Below are 25,807 nucleotides of genomic sequence, written 5' to 3'. Positions count from 1 at the left end.
AAATGAAAAGTTAACTAGTTATGCAGTAAGTCTAGTAAAATTTTTGAATCATATGTTAAAAATAAACTAATTCCAGTATTAAAGCGTGGACAAATTATAGTTTTAGATAATGCAACGTTTCATAAATCTAAATTAACACAACAATTAATTGAAAATGCTGGATGCAAACTATTATTTCTTCCGCCATATTCTCCTAATTTAAATCCAATTGAACATTTTTGATTTGCTATAAAACATAATATAAGAAAAATATTACCAAATTATTGACCAAATATTAAAAAAGCGATTGATTTTGTTTTTCAAGATATGAGTAAACATTACTTTAGTTAGTTATATATGAAGATTATAATAATGAATTTGAAATTAATAATTTTTGTTATTTACAAAAATCAAAAATACCTGATTTGTTAGAATATGATCTTGCTAAATCTTATGTTGAGGAAGGTAGTAATAAAAAAACATTAACTAGTGATGATTGAACAAGAGCTTTTAAAGATGGTGGATATTATGTTAAATTTAGCAGTCCATTACGTAACAAATATGATAATCTTTTTTTTAATCCAATTTATATTTTATTAAGAACTGTGGAAGATTACATTTATAATCAAATATGAATTTATTATCAAGTTAAATCAGAAAAAGTTTTAAATGATGAAAATTTTATTGCATTTAAAAATAATATGAATTTATATACTTTGATTAACTATTTTAATTTTATTGAGCATTGAAACCAAATGTGAACAAATTATATGGGATGTTATGGTAATTTTTGATTTAAACCAGTAGCTTTATCAAGTATTGATTTTAATGTTCAAAAAAATACTTTATTTAGTTATCCTGATTTTACTTTTCATTTAAATAGCGAATATAAAATTGATGTTAATAATACTACAAGCATACAAAATAATTTGATTGTTAGTTTATTTTACGGTGTGTTGTGTATTGTTTTATTTTTCTTATCATTTTGTTTTTTCTTAAAAAAGAATATTGGATAAGTTAGTTAGGAGAGTATTTATGTCAACAAATGATAAAAATAAAATTTTAATTAATGTTCAAAACTATAGTAAAAAATTTAAGAAATTTCACATGAATAATATTAACTTTACTGTATTTGAAGGAACTATTCATGCTTTAGTTGGCCGTTCAGGAAGTGGTAAATCAGTACTGTTGAAATCAATTATTGGTGCTATTCCAAAAAGTAATTATGAAGGATTAATTACCATTAATGGCTATAAAGCGGGAACAACTTTTTCAAAAAATAGTTTAGGCTATTCTTTGAATATAGAAAATTTTCCTCAAGGATTAAGTGCTTATAATTTTTTGAAATTTTTAGGTAAAACAACAATAATTTCAGAAAGTAAATTACTAGTAAATTTAGAAAGATTATTAAAAAATTTTGGTTTATGAGAATCACGTAATAAATCTTTAAATTCATTTTCTTCAGGAATGAAAAATAGAATTATGTTAATTGTTGCCCTAGCACATGATCCAAACCTAGTTATTTTAGATGAACCAGGAGCTAATTTAGATTCAGAATCAAGAAAATTTTTTACTTCTGTTTTACAAGATTTAAAAAAAGAAGGAAAAACTATTTTATTAACAACTCATATGATTGATGAAACAAAAGATATTATTGATAATTGTACTATTATTGAATATGGTAAATTAATTTATACTGGGCCAATTGATAAATTTGGTGTTGGTAAAATTTTTGTTTTAAAAACAAGCAATAATCTTGTAGCATCATCACTTTTAAGTTTATATAATTTTCAATTTAAATATAATAAAGATACTGATAGTATTTTAATTAAATTAATTGATAAAAATTATATATTACAACTTAATTTTATTTTGAGTGAAAAGAAAATTGTTATATAGCTAACTAAAGTAATATTTACTCATAAATAATGTAAAATAATAATATGTAATTTAAACAGTTTTTGAATTTAAAAGTACAATTCAGCAATAATTAAAATAGATTAGGAAGATTAAATTATGCCAAAACCATACAGTGAAGACTTACGAAGAAAAGTAATAGAAGCTTATGAAAGTAAAAATATGAAAATTAAAGAAATTTGTAAAGTGTTCAATATCACTAGAAAGACTTTATTTTTATGAAGAAAAAGAAAAAAAGAAACTGGGCATATAAAACCAATTTTGAATTATCAAAAAGGACATAGCCACAAAATAAAGGATTTAGATGAATTAAAAAATTATTTAGCAGAAAATAAAGATGTTACAGTTCAAAAAGTAATTGATAAATTTGGAAATATGACTAAAGAAACAGTTTATAACTATTTTAAAAAACTAAATTATACATATAAAAAAAACTTTTTTATATGAACAAAGAGATAAAAATAAACAAGAAGATTTTTTAAAAGAAATAGCTAAAATAATGAATGAAGATTTAGTATATATTGATGAATCTGGAATTGATGATAATGAATTTTATAAATATGGTTGATCTGAAAAAGGTAAAAGATTATTTGATAATAAACCCGCATATATAGCTAACTAAAGTAATATTTACTCATAAATAATGTAAAATAATAATATGTAATTTAAACAGTTTTTGAATTTAAAAGTACAATTCAGCAATAATTAAAATAGATTAGGAAGATTAAATTATGCCAAAACCATACAGTGAAGACTTACGAAGAAAAGTAATAGAAGCTTATGAAAGTAAAAATATGAAAATTAAAGAAATTTGTAAAGTGTTCAATATCACTAGAAAGACTTTATTTTTATGAAGAAAAAGAAAAAAAGAAACTGGGCATATAAAACCAATTTTGAATTATCAAAAAGGACATAGCCACAAAATAAAGGATTTAGATGAATTAAAAAATTATTTAGCAGAAAATAAAGATGTTACAGTTCAAAAAGTAATTGATAAATTTGGAAATATGACTAAAGAAACAGTTTATAACTATTTTAAAAAACTAAATTATACATATAAAAAAAACTTTTCTATATGAACAAAGAGATAAAAATAAACAAGAAGATTTTTTAAAAGAAATAGCTAAAATAATGAATGAAGATTTAGTATATATTGATGAATCTGGAATTGATGATAATGAATTTTATAAATATGGTTGATCTGAAAAAGGTAAAAGATTATTTGATAATAAACCCGCATATAAAATAAAGAGAATGAGTATAATTGGTTCACTAAATAAAGGTAAATTAAAAGCCTTATGAGCATTTGAAGGACATTGCAATAGTAAAATTTTTGAATCATATGTTAAAAATAAACTAATTCCAGTATTAAAGCGTGGACAAATTATAGTTTTAGATAATGCAACGTTTCATAAATCTAAATTAACACAACAATTAATTGAAAATGCTGGATGCAAACTATTATTTCTTCCGCCATATTCTCCTAATTTAAATCCAATTGAACATTTTTGATTTGCTATAAAACATAATATAAGAAAAATATTACCAAATTATTGACCAAATATTAAAAAAGCGATTGATTTTGTTTTTCAAGATATGAGTAAACATTACTTTAGTTAGCTATATATGGCTGAAAACCTTTTAAATCTCATTGTATACAACATTCAATAATTAAAAAATCAGGAGTTGCAACAAATTCAAAATCATTGTATTTAGTATAACATTTAAATAATGAATTAACATAATGATTTTGTTTTTGCATGAGGCTTTTATGTAATCTGTGTATCTTTGTTTTACAAAGTTACTAGTTCAGATTAATTCTATCTTCAAATTTTATCATAAAATGAGCAATTGCTGTATTTCAATTTTGAATGGGCATTGTTCATTTTTTTGTTATATTTTCAATTGCTAAGTAAAATATTTTGAAAACTGCCATATCATTAGGAAAAACTTTTTTATTTCTGATAACTTTTCGTAATTGACTATTAACAGATTCAATAGCATTTGTAGTATAAATCACTCTTTTAATTTCTGGTGGATAACTAATAAAAACCATTAAATTATCTCAATTTTTATATCAAGATTTAGTAATTTGCGGATATTGTTTATTTCATTTACTTTCAAATGATTCTAAAGCTTGCATTGCTTGTTCTTCACTACATGCACTATAAATTGGTTTTAAATCTGCAACTAAGAACCTGTTTAGGATCTTTTTAATAGAATTTAACTAAAACAAGAAATAATCATTTATAAATAGGTATTTAACCAATAATTTATTTTCTTTTTCATTTTTTTGTTAAAAAGATTTTATCATTTGAAAACTTATCGACTAAAAATCTATTTTTTATTATAAAATAACCATTATAATATAAATTTTATTAAAAATTAATCAAAAAAGATCCTAAACAGGTTCTAAGGTTTTTCGATGTTTGTATGAAACATATTTTAAACTATTTCTAATTTGATGAACTATGCATAATTGATGTTCAGTTTTAGGATAAACTGCTTGTATTGCTTCTGACATGCCTGTTAAATTATCACTACAAGCAATCAAAATATCATTTAAGCCTCGATTTTTCATTTCTGTAAAATTAGCTAGTCAAAATTTAGAACCTTCATTTTCACTAATTCATAAACCTAAAACATCTTTTTTGCCTTCTAAATCCACTCCTAATGCTATATAAACTGATTTGTTAATAATGCGTTTATCTTGCCGTACTTTAACTACTATACAATCAAAATAAACAATAGAATAAATACTTTCTAATGGTCGATTTTGCCACGCCTTGACATCATCTATCACATCATCAGTAATTTGACTAATAACACTTTCACTAATATCTGCACCATGATATAACTCTTGCAACTGCATTCTAATATCTGATAAAGTCATTCCTTTGGCATATAGTGAAAGAACTTGTTGATCAAAGCCATCAAATCTTCTCTGTCTTTTTGCAACTATTACAGGAGTAAAATCACTATTACGATCTCTTGGTACATTAATTTCAATTTTACCTTGTTGAGTTATTAATTTTTTTGAACTTATACCATTACGAGCATTTTCACTATTACTATGTTGATTTTTTTCATACCCTAAATAATTTTGCATTTCAGAATTTAACATCTTTTCTACTAATCTTTTTGTTAATTCTTTATATAATCCTCCTTCTTTAAATACTGTTGTTAAATCTTCAGTATTTTCTAGTAATAAATCTACTGCTTTTGATATTGGATCATTATTATTAATACTTTGTTTTTTAGCCATCTGTAACTCACTCTTTCTAGTCATTTAATTATATTTACTAGAATTAATTAAACATAGTTATTTTTGTAAGTTACACAGATTACTAAACATTACCTTTTGCATTTCTAATTCTCATTTACATAAAAGTAAATTAAAATAGTTGCGTTCCAAGTCTAAAAATGGTTGCATTGCCATATTTGTAATTTTTTTATTTAAACAATGATCATACATTAGTAGTTCCTTACGCAATGCAGTTAAACTCATATCTGGTGTATAACTAAATAATTCATACGGAATAATTCTCATTATTAATTTTCCATTCTATATTATTTAACTTTTACTTTATGGATGGGTTACACTTTATTGGACACTAATTACGTAGACAAGTGAACAAATTAGTTGAAAGAAAGGAACTATAATTATGGCCAATATTAATTCATATACCGATGAATTTAAAAAACAAATAGTAGCTTTATATCAAAGCGGCAAATCAGTATCTTACCTTGCTAAAGAATATAATGTTACAAGAGCAGCTACTTATAATTGAATTAAGCAATTTACTAATTCAGGTAGTTTTAAAGCTAAAGATAATCGTTCTGTTGAAGAAAATGAATTAATTAAATTAAGAAAAGAATTAAAACAATTACGAATGGAAAATGATATTTTAAAGCAAGCAGCACTAATAATAGGCAGAAAATAGAAATTATTACAAACAATAAGTTTAAATATAAAATTCGCACAATGTGTCATTTTTTAAAAATTTCTAAATCAACATATTATTTTAATTTAAAGAAAAAAGAAAATAAAATTCAAAATAATATTTATGATGAAGCTATTATTAGTGCTTTTAAAGAAAATAAATGTGTTTATGGAACAAGAAGATTAAAAGTAATATTAGAAAACCAAGAAATTTATTTATCAAGACGAAAAATTAAAGAAATTATGAATAAGCATAATTTAATATCAAAATACACTAAATTATCATTCAAAAATCATAATAACAAAGTAAATGATGAAAAAATCACTAATCTTGTGAATAGAAACTTTAATAATAGGCTTAAAAATGAAGTTATTGTCAGTGATTTAACTTATAGCTAACTAAAGTAATGTTTACTCATATATTGAAAAACAAAATCAATCGCTTTTTTAATATTTGGTCAATAATTTGGTAATATTTTTCTTATATTATGTTTTATAGCAAATCAAAAATGTTCAATTGGATTTAAATTAGGAGAATATGGCGGAAGAAATAATAGTTTGCATCCAGCATTTTCAATTAATTGTTGTGTTAATTTAGATTTATGAAACGTTGCATTATCTAAAACTATAATTTGTCCACGCTTTAATACTGGAATTAGTTTATTTTTAACATATGATTCAAAAATTTTACTATTGCAATGTCCTTCAAATGCTCATAAGGCTTTTAATTTACCTTTATTTAGTGAACCAATTATACTCATTCTCTTTATTTTATATGCGGGTTTATTATCAAATAATCTTTTACCTTTTTCAGATCAACCATATTTATAAAATTCATTATCATCAATTCCAGATTCATCAATATATACTAAATCTTCATTCATTATTTTAGCTATTTCTTTTAAAAAATCTTCTTGTTTATTTTTATCTCTTTGTTCATATAGAAAAGTTTTTTTTATATGTATAATTTAGTTTTTTAAAATAGTTATAAACTGTTTCTTTAGTCATATTTCCAAATTTATCAATTACTTTTTGAACTGTAACATCTTTATTTTCTGCTAAATAATTTTTTAATTCATCTAAATCCTTTATTTTGTGGCTATGTCCTTTTTGATAATTCAAAATTGGTTTTATATGCCCAGTTTCTTTTTTTCTTTTTCTTCATAAAAATAAAGTCTTTCTAGTGATATTGAACACTTTACAAATTTCTTTAATTTTCATATTTTTACTTTCATAAGCTTCTATTACTTTTCTTCGTAAGTCTTCACTGTATGGTTTTCGCATAATTTAATCTTCCTAATCTATTTTAATTATTGCTGAATTGTACTTTTAAATTCAAAAACTGTTTAAATTACATATTATTATTTTACATTATTTATGAGTAAATATTACTTTAGTTAGCTATAATAAGGTACTATTATGAAGATATGGATTGAAGTTATGGTAAAAGGTTTCAATTTAAAATAAAAATTTTATATAATCATGATGATATTTATGATAATAGTGATATTGCAATTAGCTCAACTTTTCCATGAACATGAAAAGAAATAGAAAGTATAGGTGAAAGTTTTTATAAAAATTTTTGAATATTGAAAAAGTATATACAGATAGTTCTAGAAAAGAACGTATAGAAATTGTACTATATGAAAAACTATTTAATTGATTTGATTTTGAATCAGTAAGAATAATAACAGAAGATATGGGTTACTATCCTAATAATTTGCTTGATAATTTATAGCTAACTAAAGTAATATTTACTCATAAATAATGTAAAATAATAATATGTAATTTAAACAGTTTTTGAATTTAAAAGTACAATTCAGCAATAATTAAAATAGATTAGGAAGATTAAATTATGCGAAAACCATACAGTGAAGACTTACGAAGAAAAGTAATAGAAGCTTATGAAAGTAAAAATATGAAAATTAAAGAAATTTGTAAAGTGTTCAATATCACTAGAAAGACTTTATTTTTATGAAGAAAAAGAAAAAAAGAAACTGGGCATATAAAACCAATTTTGAATTATCAAAAAGGACATAGCCACAAAATAAAGGATTTAGATGAATTAAAAAATTATTTAGCAGAAAATAAAGATGTTACAGTTCAAAAAGTAATTGATAAATATGGAAATATGACTAAAGAAACAGTTTATAACTATTTTAAAAAACTAAATTATACATATAAAAAAAACTTTTCTATATGAACAAAGAGATAAAAATAAACAAGAAGATTTTTTAAAAGAAATAGCTAAAATAATGAATGAAGATTTAGTATATATTGATGAATCTGGAATTGATGATAATGAATTTTATAAATATGGTTGATCTGAAAAAGGTAAAAGATTATTTGATAATAAACCCGCATATAAAATAAAGAGAATGAGTATAATTGGTTCACTAAATAAAGGTAAATTAAAAGCCTTATGAGCATTTGAAGGACATTGCAATAGTAAAATTTTTGAATCATATGTTAAAAATAAACTAATTCCAGTATTAAAGCGTGGACAAATTATAGTTTTAGATAATGCAACGTTTCATAAATCTAAATTAACACAACAATTAATTGAAAATGCTGGATGCAAACTATTATTTCTTCCGCCATATTCTCCTAATTTAAATCCAATTGAACATTTTTGATTTGCTATAAAACATAATATAAGAAAAATATTACCAAATTATTGACCAAATATTAAAAAAGCGATTGATTTTGTTTTTCAAGATATGAGTAAACATTACTTTAGTTAGCTATATGTTCAAGTTAATGGTAAATGAAACTATATTTGCTTATTAATTGACCTATTTAACCGCGAAATTATTGGACATAGTGTAGGTACTAGAAAAGATGCCTTATTAGTACATCAAGCATTTATGCAATCAAATCGCTGTTTAAAAGATATTCAAATATTTCATAGTGATTGTGGTAATGAATTTAATAATAAAATTATTGATAAACTTTTACTAGCATTCAATATTACTCGCTCTTTAAGCAAAAAAGGTTGTCCTTATGACAATGCTGTTGCTGAAGCAACTTTTAAAACTTTCAAAACTGAATTTATTAATGATAAAAATTTTAGATCATTAATCCAATTAAAATTAGAATTATTTGATTACATCAATTGATACAACAACATAAGAATCCACAGCACTTTAAACTACTTAACTCCAGTTAATTATCAAAAACAAATGTCTACCAAAAAATAGTCCTAAAAAGTGTTGCCATTCCATTATTTTGTTCTTTTTTAATTAATTTATTAACTAAAAGTCTAATTCCTTTATACACTTCTAATAATCACATTGGTATTGTTGATAAAGCAATACAAAGTAATCAATCAACTGCCCGAAAACCAGCACCAATACCAAAAGCATTGCTAACAACAGGTGTAAAAATAATAAAAGTATTAATAGCAAAAGCACTAATCGCCGCAACTCAAATATATTTATTTTTTCAAGTAATCTTATTAAAAATACTTGTATTAGCACCTGAAACAAAAGAAAATGCATAAAAAACAGGAGCATTAGTCATTATAACAAAAACAAAAACAAAACCTTCACTATTATTTTCACGTAAAATTTGAGGTAAAAAATGAAAAGCTAATAGTAATAAGGTACTTAATATTATACTAACAATGCCAATAAATCCTCAACTACCAGTAAGAATTCTATCATTCCGTTTCGTTGGTTTTCTAAGCATTAAATCAGGGTTATTAGGTCCCATTGACATTGGAATTGCAATAACAGATTCAACAATTAAATTAATTCATAAAATTTGAATTGGTTGCAATAATTCATTTCATCCAAAAATAGCACCAATAACAATTGAAAATACTTGGGCCATATTAGTAATTAAAATAAAAATAACAATTCTTTTAATTTTACTGTAAATATTGCGCCCTTCTTCAATAGCATCAACAATAGTAGCAAAATTATCATCAGTTAATACTATTTGTGAAGATTCTTTAGCAACATCGGTTCCCATAATACCCATCGCTACTCCAATATCTGCCGCTTTTAAACTAGGAGCATCATTAACACCATCACCAGTCATCGAAACAACCTTATTATGACTCTGTAATGCTTTAACAATCTTAACTTTATGTTCAGGAGAAACACGAGCAAAAACTCGATATTGATTAATATTAGCATTAAATGATTCTTCTGGAATATCATCAATCGTATTACCACTAAGTGCTTGTGTTTTATTTTCAATCAAACCTAATTCTTGACCAATAGCAACAGCAGTATTTAAATGATCACCAGTAATCATAATTGTATCAATACCTGCTTTTTTAGTTTTAACTAAAGAATCTTTAACTTCGTTTCTTGGTGGATCAATCATTCCAACTAATCCTAAAAAAGTTAAATTACTTTCAATTTCACTAATATTACTATAATCTTTCGTATTATTAACAGTTTTATAACTTGCTCCTAAAACACGTAATGCTGAATTTGACATTTCTTCCATACTTGCAATTATTTCTTTTTTAATTTGTGCAGTTAATACTACCCTTTCGTTATTAATAAGCGCATGAGTACAAATATTAATCATATTATCAACCGCACCTTTAACAAAAACATAAGTTTCTTTATCGTATTCATTAATTGTTGACATTAATTTACGATTGGAATCAAAAGGTATTTCATGAACTCGAGTATGTTTATCACTAAGTACCTTTGTTGGAAACTTTAATGTTTCTGATCAATTAATAAGTGCTGCTTCCGTTGGATCACCAATAGTTTTATTTTTACTAACTTCACTATTATTACATAATACTAAACAATCTAAAAATAATTGTTCTTGCTTAGTTTTCTTTTTAAAGTCATTACTATCATTAACTGATTTTGTTAAATAATATTTTTTAACAGTCATTTTATTTTGTGTTAAAGTTCCGGTTTTATCAGAACAAATAATATCAACTTGACCTAATGTTTCAACAGCAGGTAAATATTTAACAATAGCATGTTTTTTTGCCATTCTTGAACTTCCCAGTGATAATGAAACGGTAACAATAACTTGCAAACCTTCAGGTATTACTGCTATTGTTAAAGCAATTCCAAAAATTAAAGCATTAATAGCAGGTACTTTAATTAAGAAAAATTGTAGTAAAAACATAGCTAAACCTAATAATAAAGCAAAAACTGAAATTATTCTAATTAAAAAAGACATTTGTCGCGTTAATGGTGATTTAGGTTCTTTTTCTTCTTGTAATAACTTAGTTATTTTTCCAATTTCAGAAGTTTTTGCTGTTGCATAAACTAAACCAAGACCACTACCTGTCGCAATAGAAGTAGACATAAAAGCAAGATTAGTTCTTTCACCAATTGACAATTTTTCTTCAGTTAATGCTTCAGTAGTTTTACTAATTAAGGTTGATTCACCAGTTAAAAGTGATTCATTAGTACGTAAATTATAAGACTGAATAATACGCAGATCAGCAGGTACAAACATTCCCGCATCTAAATAAACCAAATCACCTACCACTAAATCTTTAGCATCAATATCGTATTTATTACCATTACGAATTACTACTGCTTGTGAAGAAACTAATTTCTTTAAAGAGTCCAAAGAAGCCGCAGCTTTTACTTCTTGATAAGTAGCCAAAGTAGCATCAACAATTACAATTAAAAAAACAACTAATGCTTCTTGTCATTGACCAATAACAGTAGCAATAATTGCTAATACAATTAATACTAAAACAAATGGTTCAATAAAATGTGCTAAAACTATTTTTCAAATTGGTTTTTTTTTCGTAACTGGTAATTGATTAGGTCCTGTTTCTATTAGCAATTGAGCTGCGGCTTCTTCAGTTAAACCTGTAACAAAATTAGTATTTAATTTTTTTGCTAATTCCTTAGTTGAATCATTTCAAATCACAATTATTTAACCCCCTTTTTAAATTTAATCCATCATAATTCCTTTTCAAAATTTTTTATCATTAGATTGTGGTCCTAAAGCAGTTTGTGGTAATTTTTGAATTTTTAACATTTCTTCTTCTGTTAGTTCAAAACCCCCAATATCGGGATTACTAATAATTCGCTCTGGATTAGTTGATTTAGGAATAACTACTTGACCCAATTGTCAAGCTCATCTTAAAGCAATGTGACTAGTAGTAACCTTGTATTTATTTGCTAATTCTTGTAATAATGGTATTTCATCTGCTCTACCACCTAGCATTGTTCTTCATGAAGTAACAGCAATATTATTCTCGTAACAAAAATCTATTGTGTTTTTTTGATTAAAACCAGGATGTGTTTCAATTTGATTAATTGCTGGTTTTATTTTTATTTTTTTTAAAAAATCTTTCAATTGTGAACTATTAAAATTTGAAACACCAATTGCCCTAACTTTACCATATTCATAAAATTCTTCTAAGAACCTGTTTAGAATCTTTTTAATAAAACTGAAATAAAGGAAAGAACAACCATTTGTAAACTAGTATTTAGTTTTCTTTCACAATTTTTTCATAATCTTCTGTATTTTTCTAATCAAGCAAAGCTTCGTTCTACAATTCATCTTTTTGGTAATACTACAAAAGTATGTAGTTCATTGCGTTTTATAATTTCAACATTTGCATTTATGATTGTTTTGATTTCAGAAGCAAATTTTTCACCAGTATAACCAGCATCTACTATTATTTTTTGAACTGCAGAAAGATTTTCTTTTTCATTTTCAATCATTATTATAGCGCTATTACGATCTGTTTTTTCTGCTGTGGTTATGTAAATTGCATGTGGTAAACCTTGAGAATCAACAATAATATGACGCTTTATTCCTGAAATCTTTTTACCAGCATCATAACCTTTATTTTCAGTAGTATCTGTATTTTTAACACTTTGCGAATCAATTATACAAAAACTAGTTTGTTCTTTGCGATTATTGTTGATACGAACTTTTTTAACCAATTTTTTTTAAAATTAATTGCCATACACTAGCTTCTTTACCGTTATTTTTACTTCAAATTTGAAAATAATAATATACAGTTTGTCATTTTGGAAAATTTTTTGGTAGCATTCTTCATTGACAACCACTTTTTAATACATATAAAATTGCACAAAATACTTCATATAAATCTAAACTTCTTGGTTTTGTTTTCTTTTTGCTATTTTCTAAAATTGATTTTATGTTCTCAAATTGTTCTTTGGTGACATGACTTGGATAATTTTTATGCATAATATATACCTCTGATTTTAAAATATATAATCATTTTACATTATTTTCGAAAAGATTCTAAACAGGTTCTAAGGCTCTTCAACATTCAAAACTTTGTTTAGTTGGTCAATGAATTAAACATAAATCTAAATAATCTAGTTTTAAACGAGTCAGGATACCACGCAAAGCATCTTTAGTAAGTTCATATTCATGATTGTCATTTCAAATTTTAGAAGTAATAAATAAATCTTCCCTTTTAACTTCTGGATTTTCTGCTAAAAAATCTTTAATTGCATTACCAATTATCTCCTCGTTTTTATAATATTCTGCAGTATCAATATGACGATAACCATTTTGCAAAGCACAAATTACTGAATTATAAATAGATTTACTATCAACCATTAAATATGTACCTAATCCAAATTGAGGAATTTTGACACCATTATTTAGAGTTATCGTTTTTTGTAAAATTTGTTCTTTTGTAAGTTTTACCATTTGTCTAATATCCTTTCAAACAAAATATTAATTATAACCCGCTGTAAAACGTTTTTTAATAAATTTTTGTTCTTTAATCTCATTAATAATAGCAATTGCAGCATCACCATAACTAAATTCACTTTTTCCTTCTTTATTAACAATTAAGTGATTGTTACCAATTTTAAATTTGCCTAAAGTTGGTAATTCTGGGTCATAGTATAAAGAAGGGCTAAAATATGTTCAATTAATGTCACTGCTACGATAAGTAGCTAATGCTTGAACTTGTTGTTGTGCATGCTCTTTTCATGCTTCAGGAAATGCAATTGTTTCTACTAATATTTCATTCTTATCATTTAACAAACTACCAGCACCACCAACAATTAATAACCTTTTAATATTTTGACATTCATGCATGATAGTAATTAAGTTTTTAGCAACTTGCTGATGAATATTTTGGGGATTATCAATAGTAGGGCCGTAAGCACTAATTAAAATATCAACATCATTAACAACCGCTTTAATACTACTTTTATTAGTAAGATCAGCTTTTTTAATGGTCAATCGATTATCATTATTAAGAATTGGCATTTTAATAGGATTTCTAGTAATGGCAACAACTTGATATCCCTGTTTTAAAGCTTCTTTAGTTAAGGCAAGTCCTGATTTTCCTGATGCTCCAATAATTCCAATTTTCATAGTTAGTACTCCTTTTCAAACTTAATTTTAACGAAGAGTCAACAATATACTATAGTAATTATAACATAAGTACACCTTATATTAGGTATTAGTTTGGGTGTTAGTAAATCATAAAATTATGATTTTAATTTATAATATTGCTACTTTTACTTACAATTTTACAATTATATAGCTAACTAAAGTAATATTTACTCATAAATAATGTAAAATAATAATATGTAATTTAAACAGTTTTTGAATTTAAAAGTACAATTCAGCAATAATTAAAATAGATTAGGAAGATTAAATTATGCCAAAACCATACAGTGAAGACTTACGAAGAAAAGTAATAGAAGCTTATGAAAGTAAAAATATGAAAATTAAAGAAATTTGTAAAGTGTTCAATATCACTAGAAAGACTTTATTTTTATGAAGAAAAAGAAAAAAAGAAACTGGGCATATAAAACCAATTTTGAATTATCAAAAAGGACATAGCCACAAAATAAAGGATTTAGATGAATTAAAAAATTATTTAGCAGAAAATAAAGATGTTACAGTTCAAAAAGTAATTGATAAATTTGGAAATATGACTAAAGAAACAGTTTATAACTATTTTAAAAAACTAAATTATACATATAAAAAAAACTTTTCTATATGAACAAAGAGATAAAAATAAACAAGAAGATTTTTTAAAAGAAATAGCTAAAATAATGAATGAAGATTTAGTATATATTGATGAATCTGGAATTGATGATAATGAATTTTATAAATATGGTTGATCTGAAAAAGGTAAAAGATTATTTGATAATAAACCCGCATATAAAATAAAGAGAATGAGTATAATTGGTTCACTAAATAAAGGTAAATTAAAAGCCTTATGAGCATTTGAAGGACATTGCAATAGTAAAATTTTTGAATCATATGTTAAAAATAAACTAATTCCAGTATTAAAGCGTGGACAAATTATAGTTTTAGATAATGCAACGTTTCATAAATCTAAATTAACACAACAATTAATTGAAAATGCTGGATGCAAACTATTATTTCTTCCGCCATATTCTCCTAATTTAAATCCAATTGAACATTTTTGATTTGCTATAAAACATAATATAAGAACCTGTTTAGGATCTTTTTAATAGAATTTAACTAAAACAAGAAATAATCATTTATAAATAGGTACTTAACCAATAATTTATTTTCTTTTTCATTTTTTTGTTAAAAAGATTTTATCATTTGAAAACTTATCGACTAAAAATCTATTTTTTATTATAAAATAACCATTATAATATAAATTTTATTAAAAATTAATCAAAAAAGATCCTAAACAGGTTCTAAGAAAAATATTACCAAATTATTGACCAAATATTAAAAAAGCTATTGATTTTGTTTTTCAAGATATGAGTAAACATTACTTTAGTTAGCTATATATAATAATTTAATTACAAAAATATTTTAAAAAAGATAAAAAAAATGATATTATTAATAATAATTTATTAAATGTTCATTACTAATATAGATATTTTTATCTATATTAGTTTTTTTAATTTTATTAAATTATTTTAAAAAAATAAAGATAAATATTGAAATTTAAAATTTACTATATGTTTATTTTTAAAATAAAGTCTTTATTCAAAAAACAAAAAGATGAAGGAGAAAATATGTTATTTAAAGAAAATACAGAAAATTCAAATGTTACATTTTGTATTAAAAACCCTACTGTAAAATATGAATTTCAATTACATCAAGATAATAACCCATTAGAAATTGAAACACTAGAAAAAGTAACAGTAACTTGTCATCGCGGTGATTATATTATTACAGGAGTTATTGGTGAACATTGAGTTGTTAACCAAAAAAAATTAAAACTACTTATATTCCGGTTATTAATAATATAAATAAGGGGGAAGCTTGAGCAAATCCCGATTCTAAAATAAAAATAGTTAATCTTAATAAAGATAATAAAAACGGAGAATTATCACTACCTTGGGGTCCAAATGGTACTAAAAAAGAAGTACAATATACTAAAGAAGATGTTTTAATTTGAGATGAAGATGGATATTGATATCCTTGCAAAAAATCAGTGTTTGAAAATACTTATTTAATTAGTCAATCTAAAACAGAACTTGAAAAACAATTTCAAAATTTACTTAAATTAACAAATAATAATGATAATTTAGAAACTCAAGATGTAAGTTCAAATAGTGAAACAAGATTGAATGTTAATGAAATTAATAATTTAATGCCTTTATCAATAAATACAACAATATATAATTCACAAATACCAAAAAATTTGAACTAAAAAAATAAAATGTAATAAAAAATATTAATTATTTAAATTAATATTTTTTATTTTCTTAATATTTATCACAAAAAGTATAAAGTAATGATAAGATTGCAGCGCCAATTAAAACATCATTTTGATTATGATTTGCTACTTGCGTAGTAAAACTAGATAATAAACAAATATTATTAAAAAAATATTGATCAATAATTCTTCCAATATTATTATTTGTTAATGAAAATTGTTCTTTTAATATTTTACAATAATCATTATTATTTTTAATTAGTATTGAAGTTTTTTTAGTAGCACCAACATCAAGATGTAAACCTTTTTTATATAAAGGTAAATTTAAAACTTGATCATTATTTCAAATATCATATAAATCAAAAATTTTATGTTTTTGAAAAAAATAACTAACTTTATTTTTGAATTTACTTTCATCATTATGATAACTCAAATAGTTTTTTAACATTAATATTTCAGTTCTGGCACCAAGTAAAATCAAAGATTTAATGTTATATTTTAATAACTTATTAGTTAAAAATTTAAAAAACTGTTGCTGATGTTTAACAAGTTTTAAATCTTCATTTAAAATATTTGGTTGTGGAATAACAGTTTTAACGAATAAATGTAACTTTTTATTTTGTAAATTACTAACACTTAAATCTTCTTTTTTATTAATAATTAATAATGCAATTGAAAAAATTTTTTCAAAATCATGAGCATACGAATTGTTCTTTTTTTTATGTAATAAATTACGAAAAGTCTCAAAATCAAAAATAAGAATTGGATATTCAATCTTATCTAAAAATTTACCAATAACATTAATATTTAATTCAATATCTAAGTTATTTATTTTTAATTTTTCCATTGCAATACCTTTTCTAATACATTTATTTGATAAGCGTACTGATTTCACTAACTTCACTTTTAATAATTTTAGTTTTTGATGGATAACCATAACCAGCAGACACTAAAATTGTAACATGATACTTATTAGGTTCAATAATCTTATTTGATTCTAAGTAAGTTAATAATTGTTGTTCATTAAAACCACCTAATACAACATTATCAATTTCATGAGCAGTTAATAATAATAAAAGATTTTGTAATAAAATAAAAGTTTGACATTGTGCCCAATGATTTATTTGTGTTTTTTTGTCATGATCAAAGAAATTATTAAATGTTGATTTATAAATTTCGTATTGTGGTTTTGTTAAATTACGTCTTTTCATAACAGTATCAACAAATCATTGATTACTAGTATTGAAATTTTCACCACTATAACTTAATAAAATAAATAAATGTGAACAAGTACTAACTTGTTGTTGATTATTTATGATTGGTTGCAATTGTGCTTTAATTTTAGAATTACTAATAACTAAAATTTTTCATGGTTCTAAACCATATGAAGATGGGGTATGACGCACATAGTTAAGAATATCGTTAATTTTACTATCACTAATAATTTTACTAGGATCATAATTACGAATTGATTTACGATTTAAAATTAGACTTTCCAGCTCTTTAACATAAGGCATTGATTTGTCATCTCTTTTCTATAAATTAATTTTACTACTAAAATATTTTTAATTAAAAATCTTTATTCTCTTTTGAGAATAAAGATTTTTAATTTAATGTGATTATTTAATAACTTCAGTAACTTGTCCAGCACCAACAGTTCTTCCACCTTCACGGATTGAGAATTGAGTACCTTTCTCAAGGGCAACTGGGTGAATTAATTCAACAGTAATAGTAACGTTATCACCTGGCATAATTAATTCCGATTTTTCACCTTTATTAATAAAGTCTCCCATACTTCCTGTAACATCAGTTGTACGGAAATAAAATTGTGGTCGATATCCCGGATTAAATGAAGTATGACGTCCACCTTCTTCTTTAGTTAGAATATAAACTTCACCTTTAAATTTAGTATGTGGAGTAACTGATCCTGGTTTAGAAATAACTTGTCCACGTTGAATATCTTCACGTTTAACTCCACGTAATAATACTCCAACGTTATCACCAGCTTGTGCTTCATCTAATAATTTTCTGAACATTTCAATACCAGTAACAACAACTTTTTTAAGACCTTTGTTAATACCAATAATATCAATTTCATCATTAACTTTTAAAGTTCCACGTTCAATTCTTCCAGTAGCTACTGTTCCACGTCCAGTAATAGTGAAAACATCTTCAACAGCTAATAATACTGGTTTATCAACTTCTCTTTTTGGTGTTGGGATTCATTCATCCATTGCTGTTAATAATTCCTTAATTTTTGCTTCTCATTCTTTTTTACCATCTAATGCTCCTCTTGCAGAACCACGAATAATTGGTGTATCATCACCTTCAAATTCATACTTAGTTAGTAATTCACGAATTTCCATTTCAACAAGTTCTAATACGTCATCGTCTACACTTTCCATATCACACTTATTTAAGAATACAACAATTTTTTTAACTCCAACTTGACGTGCCAATAGAATGTGTTCACGTGTTTGTGGCATTGGACCATCAGTTGCAGAAACAACTAACACTGAACCATCCATTTGAGCTGCACCTGTAATCATATTTTTAATGTAGTCAGCGTGACCTGGACAGTCAACGTGTGCATAGTGACGAGTTGGTGTTTCATATTCAACGTGAGCTGTATTAATAGTAATACCACGTGCTTTTTCTTCTGGAGCAGCATCGATAGAAGCATAGTCCTTAAACATACCTTTATATCCATCTGCTTCATGTTTTGAACAATAACTAGTAATTGCAGCAGTTAATGTTGTTTTTCCGTGATCAACGTGACCAATTGTTCCAACATTAACGTGCGGTTTTGTACGTTCAAATTTTTGTTTTGGGCCTGTTGATACAGGTTTTGATTTTTTTACTTCTTTTTCTGCCATTTTTGTTTCCTCCTTGGAAATAATTAATACTTATTTTTATTTAATTAAATTAAACACTAAGATAATTTTAAAGTAAAGTTATTATACTTTCAATTAAATTATTTTATTTTTTAGTAATTCTTCCTTTTTGATATTTACCAGCAACTGCTTCAGCAACTGATTTTGGTGCTTCTTCATAGTGTGAAAAAGACATTGTATATGTTCCGCGTCCTTGGGTCATTGAACGTAATTCAGTAGCATAACCAAACATTTCAGATAAAGGCACTTTAGCTTTAACAACTTTACTGTTACCACGCATTTCATCTGCTTCGATAGTACCTCTTTTACCAGAAATTTTACCAACAATAGAACCATAATATTCATCTGGAATAATAACTTCAACATTCATAATTGGTTCTAATAATACTGGTTTTAATAAATCTTTATTATCTTGTAAAGATTTAGAAGCTGCAATATTAAAGGCACGTTCTGAAGAGTCAACAGGGTGGAATGAACCATCATATAATGTTGCTTTAACATCAATAACTGGATATCCAGCAATTAAACCATTAGCTAATGATTCAATTAATCCTTCTTGTACTGGTTTAATGTATTCACGTGGCACTTTACCACCAACAATTTTATCAACAAACTCAAATCCTTTATCTGGATTTGGTTCAAATTTAATAATAACATGTCCATATTGGCCGCGACCACCTGATTGATGAATATATTTACCCTCAGCGCGCTCACAAACTGCTTTAATTGTTTCACGATAAGCAACTTGTGGATTTCCAATGTTAGTTGCTACTTTAAATTCACGTTTTAAACGATCAGTTAAGATGTCTAAATGCAGTTCTCCCATTCCTGAAATAATTGTCTGTCCTGTTTCTTTGTCTGATGAAACACGGAATGTTGGATCTTCTTCTGCAAGTTTTTGTAAACCTAAACTCATTTTTTCTTGATCAGCTTTTGTTTTAGGTTCAAGCGCTAATGAAATAACTGGTTCTGGAAATACCATTTTTTCTAAAATAACTTCACCTTTTTCATCACATAATGTATCACCAGTAGTTGTATCTTTTAAACCAACAATAGCAGCAATGTCACCAGCATAAACCTTTTTAATTTCGGCACGACTATTGGCATGCATTTGTAAAATTCGACCAACACGCTCTTTTTTTTCTTTAGTTGAGTTTAATACATAACTACCAGATTCTAATGTTCCCGAATATACTCTAAAAAAAGTTAATCTTCCAACAAAAGGGTCAGTCATGATCTTAAATGCTAACGCTGAGAAAGGTTCTTCATCACTAGAATGACGTTCTACTTCTTTTGATGAAACAGGTAATATTCCTTTAATTGCAGGTACATCTAATGGTGAAGGCAAGTAATCAATAACTGCATCTAACATTAATTTAACACCTTTATTTTTAAAGGCACTACCACATAATACTGGGAAAAACTCAGCAGCAATTGTTGCTTTACGAATTACTGTCTTAATTTCAGCAACGGTTACTTCTCCTTCAGCATATTTCATAAAGAAATCATCATCAAAGTGAGAAAGTGCTTCTAATAATTCCTCACGTCTACTTGCAATAACATCTTTAAGTTCTTCAGGAATTGCAATTTCTTTATAATCCTCATTTGGTTTACCATCAAAATGGTATGCTTTCATCTCAATTATATCAATAATTCCATCAAAAGCATCTTCTGCACCAATTGGTCATTGAATTGCATGAGCATTAGCACCAAGACGATCTTTTAATGTTTGAATTGAATGAGCAAAGTCAGCCCCAATTTTATCCATTTTATTTGCAAAAACAATTCTTGGTACATTATACCTAGTTGCTTGATTTCAAACAGTTTCAGTTTGTGGTTCAACTCCAGTTTGCGCGTCTAATACGGCAACTGCTCCGTCTAAAACTCTTAATGAGCGTTCAACTTCAACAGTAAAATCAACGTGACCCGGAGTATCAATAATATTTATTCGATTATTTCTTCAAACAGCAGTTGTTGCAGCTGAAGTAATAGTAATACCACGTTCTTGTTCTTGTTCCATTCAGTCCATAGTTGCGGCACCTTTATGTACCTCACCAATTTTATGAATTTTACCAGTATGGTATAAAACTCTTTCTGTTGTTGTAGTTTTACCAGCATCAATATGAGCCATAATTCCAATATTTCTAGTATTTGCTAGTGAATATTCTCGACCTGATTTTTCTGCCATTTTCTCTCTCCTTTATTATCATTTATAGTGAGCAAAGGCTTTATTAGCTTCAGCCATACGATGAATTTCATCACGTTTTTTAATTGATGAACCATTACCAGTAGCAGCATCCATAATCTCAGCTGCAAGTTTATCTTGCATACTATTACCATATCTTGCTTGTGAATAAGAAACTAATCAACGAATTGCTAAAGTTATCTTACGAGTAGCACTAACTTCAATAGGAACTTGATAGTTTGCACCACCAATTCTTCGAGTTTTAATTTCTAATTGTGGTGTAATATTAGCGATTGCCTTTTCAAATACTTCTAATGGTACTTGTTGAGTTTTTTCTCCAACAATTTTAAAAGAATTATAAACAATTTTTTGAGCTACACTTTTTTTACCATCAATCATAATGGCGTTAATTAATTGAGTAACAATTTTTGAATCATAAATTGGATCAGCAACTAATTCTCTTTTAATAGCTTGATTTTTACGCATTTAGTTTTACCTCCTTATTTCTTATCTTTTGGTTTTTTAGTTCCGTATTTAGAACGACCTTGATTACGATTTACTACTCCGGCAGTATCAGAATATCCACGAATAACATGGTATCTAACCCCAGGTAAGTCTTTAACTCTTCCACCACGGATTCCAACAATAGCATGTTCTTGCAAATTATGACCTTCTCCAGAAATATAAGCAGTAACTTCCATACCGTTAGTTAAACGAGCACGAACAATTTTTCTTAAAGCTGAGTTAGGTTTTTTTGGTGTTCTTGTAGTAACTACAAGCGCTACACCTTTTTTTTGCGGACTGCTAATTGAAGAAGTTGTTTTTGTTAATGAATTATATGAAACATTTAACGCTGGTGATTTAGATTTGTATTTTTTATCTGTACGTCCTTTACGTAATAGTTGGTTCATTGTTGGCATTAATCGTTAGCCTCCTTTATGATTTTAAAGAATTAATTATATACACAATTCCTAGTGTATCAAAATTTAGTCCAATAAGTATAATACCAGTTTTTAATAGTAATAGTCAAATAAATTTTGAAAAATAATTGTAGATTAGACACACTTTTTGGACTAATAAAAGTTTTTATAACTTTATATTATTAGTTGAGGTGTAGTTTAAAATGAAATATTTAATTAATAGTGCTGATTTTACTAAATTTGATTATAAATTTAACAAATTTGTAGAAAAGTATAAAAATGATAAAAATATTAATAAAGTTAATATTTATTATCGTAAATTTAGAAAATTTTGTTTTATTTTTAAAAATAAAAATACTTGTAAAGAAATAATTTCTCAATTACATATGCCAAAGCAAACCTTTTATTATTGAGCTAAACGTTTTTATGATGTTTTTTACAGAAATAAACCTTTTGAAGAATTATTATTTAAGTCAACAAAACCTAAAAATATTAAATATTTCTATAAGTTGGAATTATCAGAAAAATTTATAAATTATTTTGTTCAGTATAAAGAAGAGTTTGGTATAGGTGCTTTTCAATTTTGTTATTTAATAAGGCATATTGATGATATTAGGTTTAATTTTTTGCCAAAACCCTCGGTTAAAACTATATATCGTTGATTAAAACGTTTTGATTTTTGTTCACAAAAAGTTATTAAGAAAAAACATTTGAGATATGAAGTAAAAGAAACTGGATTATTACAAACTGATATTAAAGTAGTATCAGATTATATAACAGGAAGTAAAAGATGATATATTATTGATTTTATTGATGAAAAAACTCGAATTACTTATTGTTATCCATCTGAACAAGCACAAACCAGAGATATTGTAAATGCTACTAAAAATGCTTTAAATTTCTATGAAAAATTAGGAATTAAAATTAAAAGAATTAGAACTGATAATGGTAGTCAATATACTAATACATCTTGTGGAAAACCACAAAGGAATCGTTGATTTACAAATTTTTGTAATAAAAAAGGTATAGTTCATGAAACTACACCGTTTAGATCACCACAGAGTAATGGTAAGATTGAAAGATTTCACAGAAATTGAAGTAATTTATTTGAAATAAAACCATATTTAAATAGTGATTTTAGTTTATTTCAAAAATTAGTGAATTCTTTTCAAGAATATTATAACAATTCTAAACCACATAAATCATTAGGATTAATGACTCCTATGGATTATTTTGATAAACTTTTATTAGATAAAAAATAGTCCAAAATGTCTGTACTACCTTACAATTTTGAAAAATAATTGTAGATTAGACACACTTTTTGGACTAATAAAAGTTTTTATAACTTTATATTATTAGTTGAGGTGTAGTTTAAAATGAAATATTTAATTAATAGTGCTGATTTTACTAAATTTGATTATAAATTTAACAAATTTGTAGAAAAGTATAAAAATGATAAAAATATTAATAAAGTTAATATTTATTATCGTAAATTTAGAAAATTTTGTTTTATTTTTAAAAATAAAAATACTTGTAAAGAAATAATTTCTCAATTACATATGCCAAAGCAAACCTTTTATTATTGAGCTAAACGTTTTTATGATGTTTTTTACAGAAATAAACCTTTTGAAGAATTATTATTTAAGTCAACAAAACCTAAAAATATTAAATATTTCTATAAGTTGGAATTATCAGAAAAATTTATAAATTATTTTGTTCAGTATAAAGAAGAGTTTGGTATAGGTGCTTTTCAATTTTGTTATTTAATAAGGCATATTGATGATATTAGGTTTAATTTTTTGCCAAAACCCTCGGTTAAAACTATATATCGTTGATTAAAACGTTTTGGTTTTTGTTCACAAAAAGTTATTAAGAAAAAACATTTGAGATATGAAGTAAAAGAAACTGGATTATTACAAACTGATATTAAAGTAGTATCAGATTATATAACAGGAAGTAAAAGATGATATAGCTAACTAAAGTAATATTTACTCATAAATAATGTAAAATAATAATATGTAATTTAAACAGTTTTTGAATTAAAAGATAAACCGGATCAATATTTTCGTAAAATAGTTGGTATTAATAAACTAGTTTTTAATGAAATTTTAAATATTTTATTAGATCATCAAAATCTAAAAAATACCACTGGTGGAAGGCCATATAAAATGTCAATAGAAGATAGACTAGTAATGACTTTAAGATATTTATATGAAAATCGTACATATCATAGTATTGGTGCTGAGTATGATATGGTTGATACTACTGCTTTACGAAATATTCGTTCAATTGAAGACATTTTAATAAATAATAATAAGTTTAATAATTTAACAAATAAAAATATTTTTTTAAAAAGAAGAATTCAAAAATAAAATTTTGATAATTGATGTAACAGAAGTAGAAACAGAACGACCAAAATATAATCAAAAAGATTGATTTTCTGGCAAAAAATGAATGCATACTGTTAAGTTTCAAACCATAATTAATGCACATACTAATGAAATTTTAAATATTTTTCCTGATACTGGTAAAAATCATGATTTTAAAACTTTTAAAAATTCAAAGTTAGAATTTTTGTCAGAAACTGTAATTCTTGCAGATAAAGATTATCAAGGTTTACAAAAAATTCATAGTAATACATTTTTACCCATTAAAACTAGTAAAAATAATCCTAAAACAAGTAAAATTAAAATTTTTAATAAGATTATTAATAAAACTCGCAGAAAAATTGAACATGTTTTTGCATTTTTAAAATGTTTTAAAATTATTGGTTATAAATTTAGAAAAGGTAGAAAACGAATATTTTTAAGATTTAATTTAATTGCAGGATTTTATAATTTATCATTAAAACTTAAAAACGTTATGCAGTAAGTCTAATGAAGATTTAGTATATATTGATGAATCTGGAATTGATGATAATGAATTTTATAAATATGGTTGATCTGAAAAAGGTAAAAGATTATTTGATAATAAACCCGCATATAAAATAAAGAGAATGAGTATAATTGGTTCACTAAATAAAGGTAAATTAAAAGCCTTATGAGCATTTGAAGGACATTGCAATAGTAAAATTTTTGAATCATATGTTAAAAATAAACTAATTCCAGTATTAAAGCGTGGACAAATTATAGTTTTAGATAATGCAACGTTTCATAAATCTAAATTAACACAACAATTAATTGAAAATGCTGGATGCAAACTATTATTTCTTCCGCCATATTCTCCTAATTTAAATCCAATTGAACATTTTTGATTTGCTATAAAACATAATATAAGAACCTGTTTAGGATCTTTTTTGATTAATTTTTAATAAAATTTATATTATAATGGTTATTTTATAATAAAAAATAGATTTTTAGTCGATAA

General features: G+C 25.1%; 34 protein-coding genes and 2 pseudogenes. 21 read left to right on the top strand and 15 right to left on the bottom strand.

Going from position 1 to position 25,807, the window contains the following annotated elements:
- Positions 1-18: 18 nt before the first annotated feature.
- The 7 genes from ACQH26_RS10225 (at position 19) to ACQH26_RS10195 (ending at position 3,516) form a co-directional block, all read left to right on the top strand.
- Positions 19-330: a transposase gene (locus ACQH26_RS10225; protein ID WP_425383119.1), complete on the top strand. Its 312-nt coding sequence runs from the start codon at positions 19-21 to the stop codon at positions 328-330.
- A gap of 74 nt (positions 331-404) precedes the next feature.
- Entirely contained in the window at positions 405-995 is a 591-nt protein-coding gene (locus tag ACQH26_RS10220; RefSeq protein ID WP_425382440.1) for a hypothetical protein, read from the top strand.
- A gap of 19 nt (positions 996-1,014) precedes the next feature.
- Positions 1,015-1,878, top strand: a complete 864-nt coding sequence (locus tag ACQH26_RS10215) for an ABC transporter ATP-binding protein (RefSeq protein WP_425382439.1) — start codon at positions 1,015-1,017, stop codon at positions 1,876-1,878.
- Between the two features lie 117 nt (positions 1,879-1,995).
- On the top strand, positions 1,996-2,355 hold the full coding sequence (locus tag ACQH26_RS10210) for a helix-turn-helix domain-containing protein (RefSeq protein ID WP_425382076.1): 360 nt from the start codon (positions 1,996-1,998) through the stop codon (positions 2,353-2,355).
- Positions 2,356-2,395: 40 nt separating this feature from the next.
- Positions 2,396-2,518, top strand: a complete 123-nt coding sequence (locus tag ACQH26_RS10205) for a hypothetical protein (protein ID WP_425381957.1) — start codon at positions 2,396-2,398, stop codon at positions 2,516-2,518.
- 109 nt (positions 2,519-2,627) lie between these two features.
- Entirely contained in the window at positions 2,628-2,987 is a 360-nt protein-coding gene (locus ACQH26_RS10200; RefSeq protein ID WP_425381863.1) for a helix-turn-helix domain-containing protein, read from the top strand.
- Positions 2,988-3,027: 40 nt separating this feature from the next.
- The gene (locus ACQH26_RS10195; RefSeq protein ID WP_425381862.1) at positions 3,028-3,516 is read left to right on the top strand and encodes an IS630 family transposase; all 489 of its coding nucleotides are present in this window, start codon (positions 3,028-3,030) and stop codon (positions 3,514-3,516) included.
- A 184-nt stretch (positions 3,517-3,700) separates the two neighbouring features.
- Here the strand turns inward: ACQH26_RS10195 and ACQH26_RS10190 are convergent, their stop codons facing one another.
- Both ACQH26_RS10190 and ACQH26_RS10185 read right to left on the bottom strand, forming a co-directional pair.
- Complete coding sequence (locus ACQH26_RS10190) at positions 3,701-4,105, bottom strand: transposase (RefSeq protein ID WP_425383118.1); 405 nt, start codon at positions 4,103-4,105, stop codon at positions 3,701-3,703.
- Between the two features lie 210 nt (positions 4,106-4,315).
- A pseudogene (locus tag ACQH26_RS10185) lies at positions 4,316-5,161 on the bottom strand (IS256 family transposase); the annotation flags it as partial.
- Between the two features lie 400 nt (positions 5,162-5,561).
- Between ACQH26_RS10185 and ACQH26_RS10180 the strand changes: the two are divergent.
- Together ACQH26_RS10180 and ACQH26_RS10175 are read left to right on the top strand one after the other, a co-directional pair.
- Positions 5,562-5,840, top strand: a complete 279-nt coding sequence (locus ACQH26_RS10180; RefSeq protein WP_425381925.1) for a transposase — start codon at positions 5,562-5,564, stop codon at positions 5,838-5,840.
- Positions 5,841-5,881: 41 nt separating this feature from the next.
- On the top strand, positions 5,882-6,238 hold the full coding sequence (locus ACQH26_RS10175; protein ID WP_425382438.1) for an IS3 family transposase: 357 nt from the start codon (positions 5,882-5,884) through the stop codon (positions 6,236-6,238).
- On the opposite strand, the gene ACQH26_RS10170 is transcribed toward ACQH26_RS10175, so the two are convergent.
- On the bottom strand, positions 6,235-6,723 hold the full coding sequence (locus ACQH26_RS10170; RefSeq protein ID WP_425382437.1) for an IS630 family transposase: 489 nt from the start codon (positions 6,721-6,723) through the stop codon (positions 6,235-6,237). The genes ACQH26_RS10175 and ACQH26_RS10170 overlap by 4 nt on opposite strands.
- Before the next feature lie 40 nt (positions 6,724-6,763).
- Entirely contained in the window at positions 6,764-7,123 is a 360-nt protein-coding gene (locus ACQH26_RS10165) for an IS630 transposase-related protein (protein ID WP_425382039.1), read from the bottom strand.
- A 571-nt stretch (positions 7,124-7,694) separates the two neighbouring features.
- Between ACQH26_RS10165 and ACQH26_RS10160 the strand changes: the two genes are divergently transcribed.
- The 3 genes and pseudogenes from ACQH26_RS10160 to ACQH26_RS10150 form a co-directional block, all read left to right on the top strand.
- Positions 7,695-8,054, top strand: coding sequence for an IS630 transposase-related protein (locus ACQH26_RS10160; protein WP_425382436.1), 360 nt, complete (start codon positions 7,695-7,697; stop codon positions 8,052-8,054).
- A 40-nt stretch (positions 8,055-8,094) separates the two neighbouring features.
- A complete protein-coding gene (locus ACQH26_RS10155) occupies positions 8,095-8,583 on the top strand; it encodes an IS630 family transposase (protein ID WP_425381862.1) in 489 nt (162 codons plus the stop codon).
- A gap of 3 nt (positions 8,584-8,586) precedes the next feature.
- Positions 8,587-9,039 (top strand): annotated as a pseudogene (locus tag ACQH26_RS10150) (transposase); the annotation flags it as partial.
- On the opposite strand, the gene ACQH26_RS10145 reads toward ACQH26_RS10150, so the two are convergent.
- The 5 genes from ACQH26_RS10145 to ACQH26_RS10125 all read right to left on the bottom strand — a co-directional run bounded on the left by ACQH26_RS10145 (position 9,026) and on the right by ACQH26_RS10125 (position 14,158).
- Complete coding sequence (locus ACQH26_RS10145; protein ID WP_425382435.1) at positions 9,026-11,710, bottom strand: cation-translocating P-type ATPase; 2,685 nt, start codon at positions 11,708-11,710, stop codon at positions 9,026-9,028. The pseudogene ACQH26_RS10150 and the gene ACQH26_RS10145 overlap by 14 nt on opposite strands.
- 24 nt (positions 11,711-11,734) lie before the next feature.
- Positions 11,735-12,208 (bottom strand): aldo/keto reductase family protein, encoded by a 474-nt coding sequence (locus tag ACQH26_RS10140; RefSeq protein ID WP_425383117.1) that lies wholly within the window; start codon positions 12,206-12,208, stop codon positions 11,735-11,737.
- Between the two features lie 8 nt (positions 12,209-12,216).
- A protein-coding gene (locus ACQH26_RS10135; protein ID WP_425382012.1) for an IS5 family transposase occupies positions 12,217-13,006 on the bottom strand; the annotation gives its coding sequence in 2 pieces (ribosomal slippage) (positions 12,217-12,744 and positions 12,746-13,006; 789 coding nt in all).
- 57 nt (positions 13,007-13,063) lie between these two features.
- Positions 13,064-13,480: an aldo/keto reductase gene (locus tag ACQH26_RS10130; RefSeq protein ID WP_425382434.1), complete on the bottom strand. Its 417-nt coding sequence runs from the start codon at positions 13,478-13,480 to the stop codon at positions 13,064-13,066.
- Positions 13,481-13,507: 27 nt separating this feature from the next.
- Positions 13,508-14,158: an NAD(P)-dependent oxidoreductase gene (locus tag ACQH26_RS10125; protein ID WP_425382433.1), complete on the bottom strand. Its 651-nt coding sequence runs from the start codon at positions 14,156-14,158 to the stop codon at positions 13,508-13,510.
- Between the two features lie 289 nt (positions 14,159-14,447).
- On the opposite strand from ACQH26_RS10125, the gene ACQH26_RS10120 reads away from it, so the two are divergent.
- The 4 genes from ACQH26_RS10120 to ACQH26_RS10105 all read left to right on the top strand — a co-directional run bounded on the left by ACQH26_RS10120 (position 14,448) and on the right by ACQH26_RS10105 (position 16,436).
- On the top strand, positions 14,448-14,807 hold the full coding sequence (locus tag ACQH26_RS10120) for a helix-turn-helix domain-containing protein (RefSeq protein WP_425381863.1): 360 nt from the start codon (positions 14,448-14,450) through the stop codon (positions 14,805-14,807).
- 40 nt (positions 14,808-14,847) lie between these two features.
- Positions 14,848-15,273, top strand: a complete 426-nt coding sequence (locus ACQH26_RS10115; RefSeq protein ID WP_425381899.1) for an IS630 family transposase — start codon at positions 14,848-14,850, stop codon at positions 15,271-15,273.
- A gap of 465 nt (positions 15,274-15,738) precedes the next feature.
- Complete coding sequence (locus ACQH26_RS10110) at positions 15,739-16,032, top strand: hypothetical protein (RefSeq protein ID WP_425382432.1); 294 nt, start codon at positions 15,739-15,741, stop codon at positions 16,030-16,032.
- 185 nt (positions 16,033-16,217) lie between these two features.
- Positions 16,218-16,436: a hypothetical protein gene (locus ACQH26_RS10105; protein ID WP_425382431.1), complete on the top strand. Its 219-nt coding sequence runs from the start codon at positions 16,218-16,220 to the stop codon at positions 16,434-16,436.
- A 55-nt stretch (positions 16,437-16,491) separates the two neighbouring features.
- On the opposite strand, the gene ACQH26_RS10100 is transcribed toward ACQH26_RS10105, so the two are convergent.
- From ACQH26_RS10100 to rpsL, 6 genes are all read right to left on the bottom strand, one after another.
- Positions 16,492-17,337 (bottom strand): hypothetical protein, encoded by an 846-nt coding sequence (locus ACQH26_RS10100; RefSeq protein ID WP_425382430.1) that lies wholly within the window; start codon positions 17,335-17,337, stop codon positions 16,492-16,494.
- On the bottom strand, positions 17,312-17,959 hold the full coding sequence (locus tag ACQH26_RS10095; protein ID WP_425382429.1) for a nitroreductase family protein: 648 nt from the start codon (positions 17,957-17,959) through the stop codon (positions 17,312-17,314). The genes ACQH26_RS10100 and ACQH26_RS10095 overlap by 26 nt, the downstream gene beginning before the upstream one ends.
- Positions 17,960-18,061: 102 nt before the next feature.
- Complete coding sequence (gene tuf / locus ACQH26_RS10090) at positions 18,062-19,318, bottom strand: elongation factor Tu (protein ID WP_425382428.1); 1,257 nt, start codon at positions 19,316-19,318, stop codon at positions 18,062-18,064.
- Between the two features lie 103 nt (positions 19,319-19,421).
- A complete protein-coding gene (fusA, locus tag ACQH26_RS10085) occupies positions 19,422-21,524 on the bottom strand; it encodes an elongation factor G (protein WP_425382427.1) in 2,103 nt (700 codons plus the stop codon).
- 15 nt (positions 21,525-21,539) lie between these two features.
- Positions 21,540-22,007, bottom strand: a complete 468-nt coding sequence (gene rpsG / locus ACQH26_RS10080) for a 30S ribosomal protein S7 (RefSeq protein ID WP_174481359.1) — start codon at positions 22,005-22,007, stop codon at positions 21,540-21,542.
- A gap of 14 nt (positions 22,008-22,021) precedes the next feature.
- The gene (gene rpsL / locus ACQH26_RS10075; RefSeq protein WP_252320120.1) at positions 22,022-22,441 is read right to left on the bottom strand and encodes a 30S ribosomal protein S12; all 420 of its coding nucleotides are present in this window, start codon (positions 22,439-22,441) and stop codon (positions 22,022-22,024) included.
- 203 nt (positions 22,442-22,644) lie between these two features.
- Between rpsL and ACQH26_RS10070 the strand changes: the two genes are divergently transcribed.
- The 5 genes from ACQH26_RS10070 (at position 22,645) to ACQH26_RS10050 (ending at position 25,751) form a co-directional block, all read left to right on the top strand.
- Complete coding sequence (locus tag ACQH26_RS10070) at positions 22,645-23,703, top strand: DDE-type integrase/transposase/recombinase (RefSeq protein WP_425382426.1); 1,059 nt, start codon at positions 22,645-22,647, stop codon at positions 23,701-23,703.
- A 114-nt stretch (positions 23,704-23,817) separates the two neighbouring features.
- Positions 23,818-24,417 (top strand): hypothetical protein, encoded by a 600-nt coding sequence (locus ACQH26_RS10065; RefSeq protein WP_425382154.1) that lies wholly within the window; start codon positions 23,818-23,820, stop codon positions 24,415-24,417.
- A 192-nt stretch (positions 24,418-24,609) separates the two neighbouring features.
- Complete coding sequence (locus ACQH26_RS10060; RefSeq protein WP_425382067.1) at positions 24,610-24,813, top strand: transposase family protein; 204 nt, start codon at positions 24,610-24,612, stop codon at positions 24,811-24,813.
- Between the two features lie 4 nt (positions 24,814-24,817).
- A complete protein-coding gene (locus ACQH26_RS10055; RefSeq protein ID WP_425382425.1) occupies positions 24,818-25,312 on the top strand; it encodes a transposase family protein in 495 nt (164 codons plus the stop codon).
- Positions 25,293-25,751 (top strand): IS630 family transposase, encoded by a 459-nt coding sequence (locus tag ACQH26_RS10050; RefSeq protein ID WP_425383116.1) that lies wholly within the window; start codon positions 25,293-25,295, stop codon positions 25,749-25,751. The genes ACQH26_RS10055 and ACQH26_RS10050 overlap by 20 nt, the downstream gene beginning before the upstream one ends.
- The last annotated feature ends 56 nt before the right edge of the window (positions 25,752-25,807 follow it).

Source organism: Spiroplasma endosymbiont of Melieria omissa, assembly GCF_964031175.1.
GTDB classification, from domain to species: Bacteria; Bacillota_I; Bacilli_A; order Mycoplasmatales; family VBWQ01; genus Spiroplasma_E; species Spiroplasma_E ixodetis_A.
The sequence above is the reverse complement of the archived record's forward strand: the minus strand, read 5'-3'. Positions and strand labels throughout refer to the sequence as shown.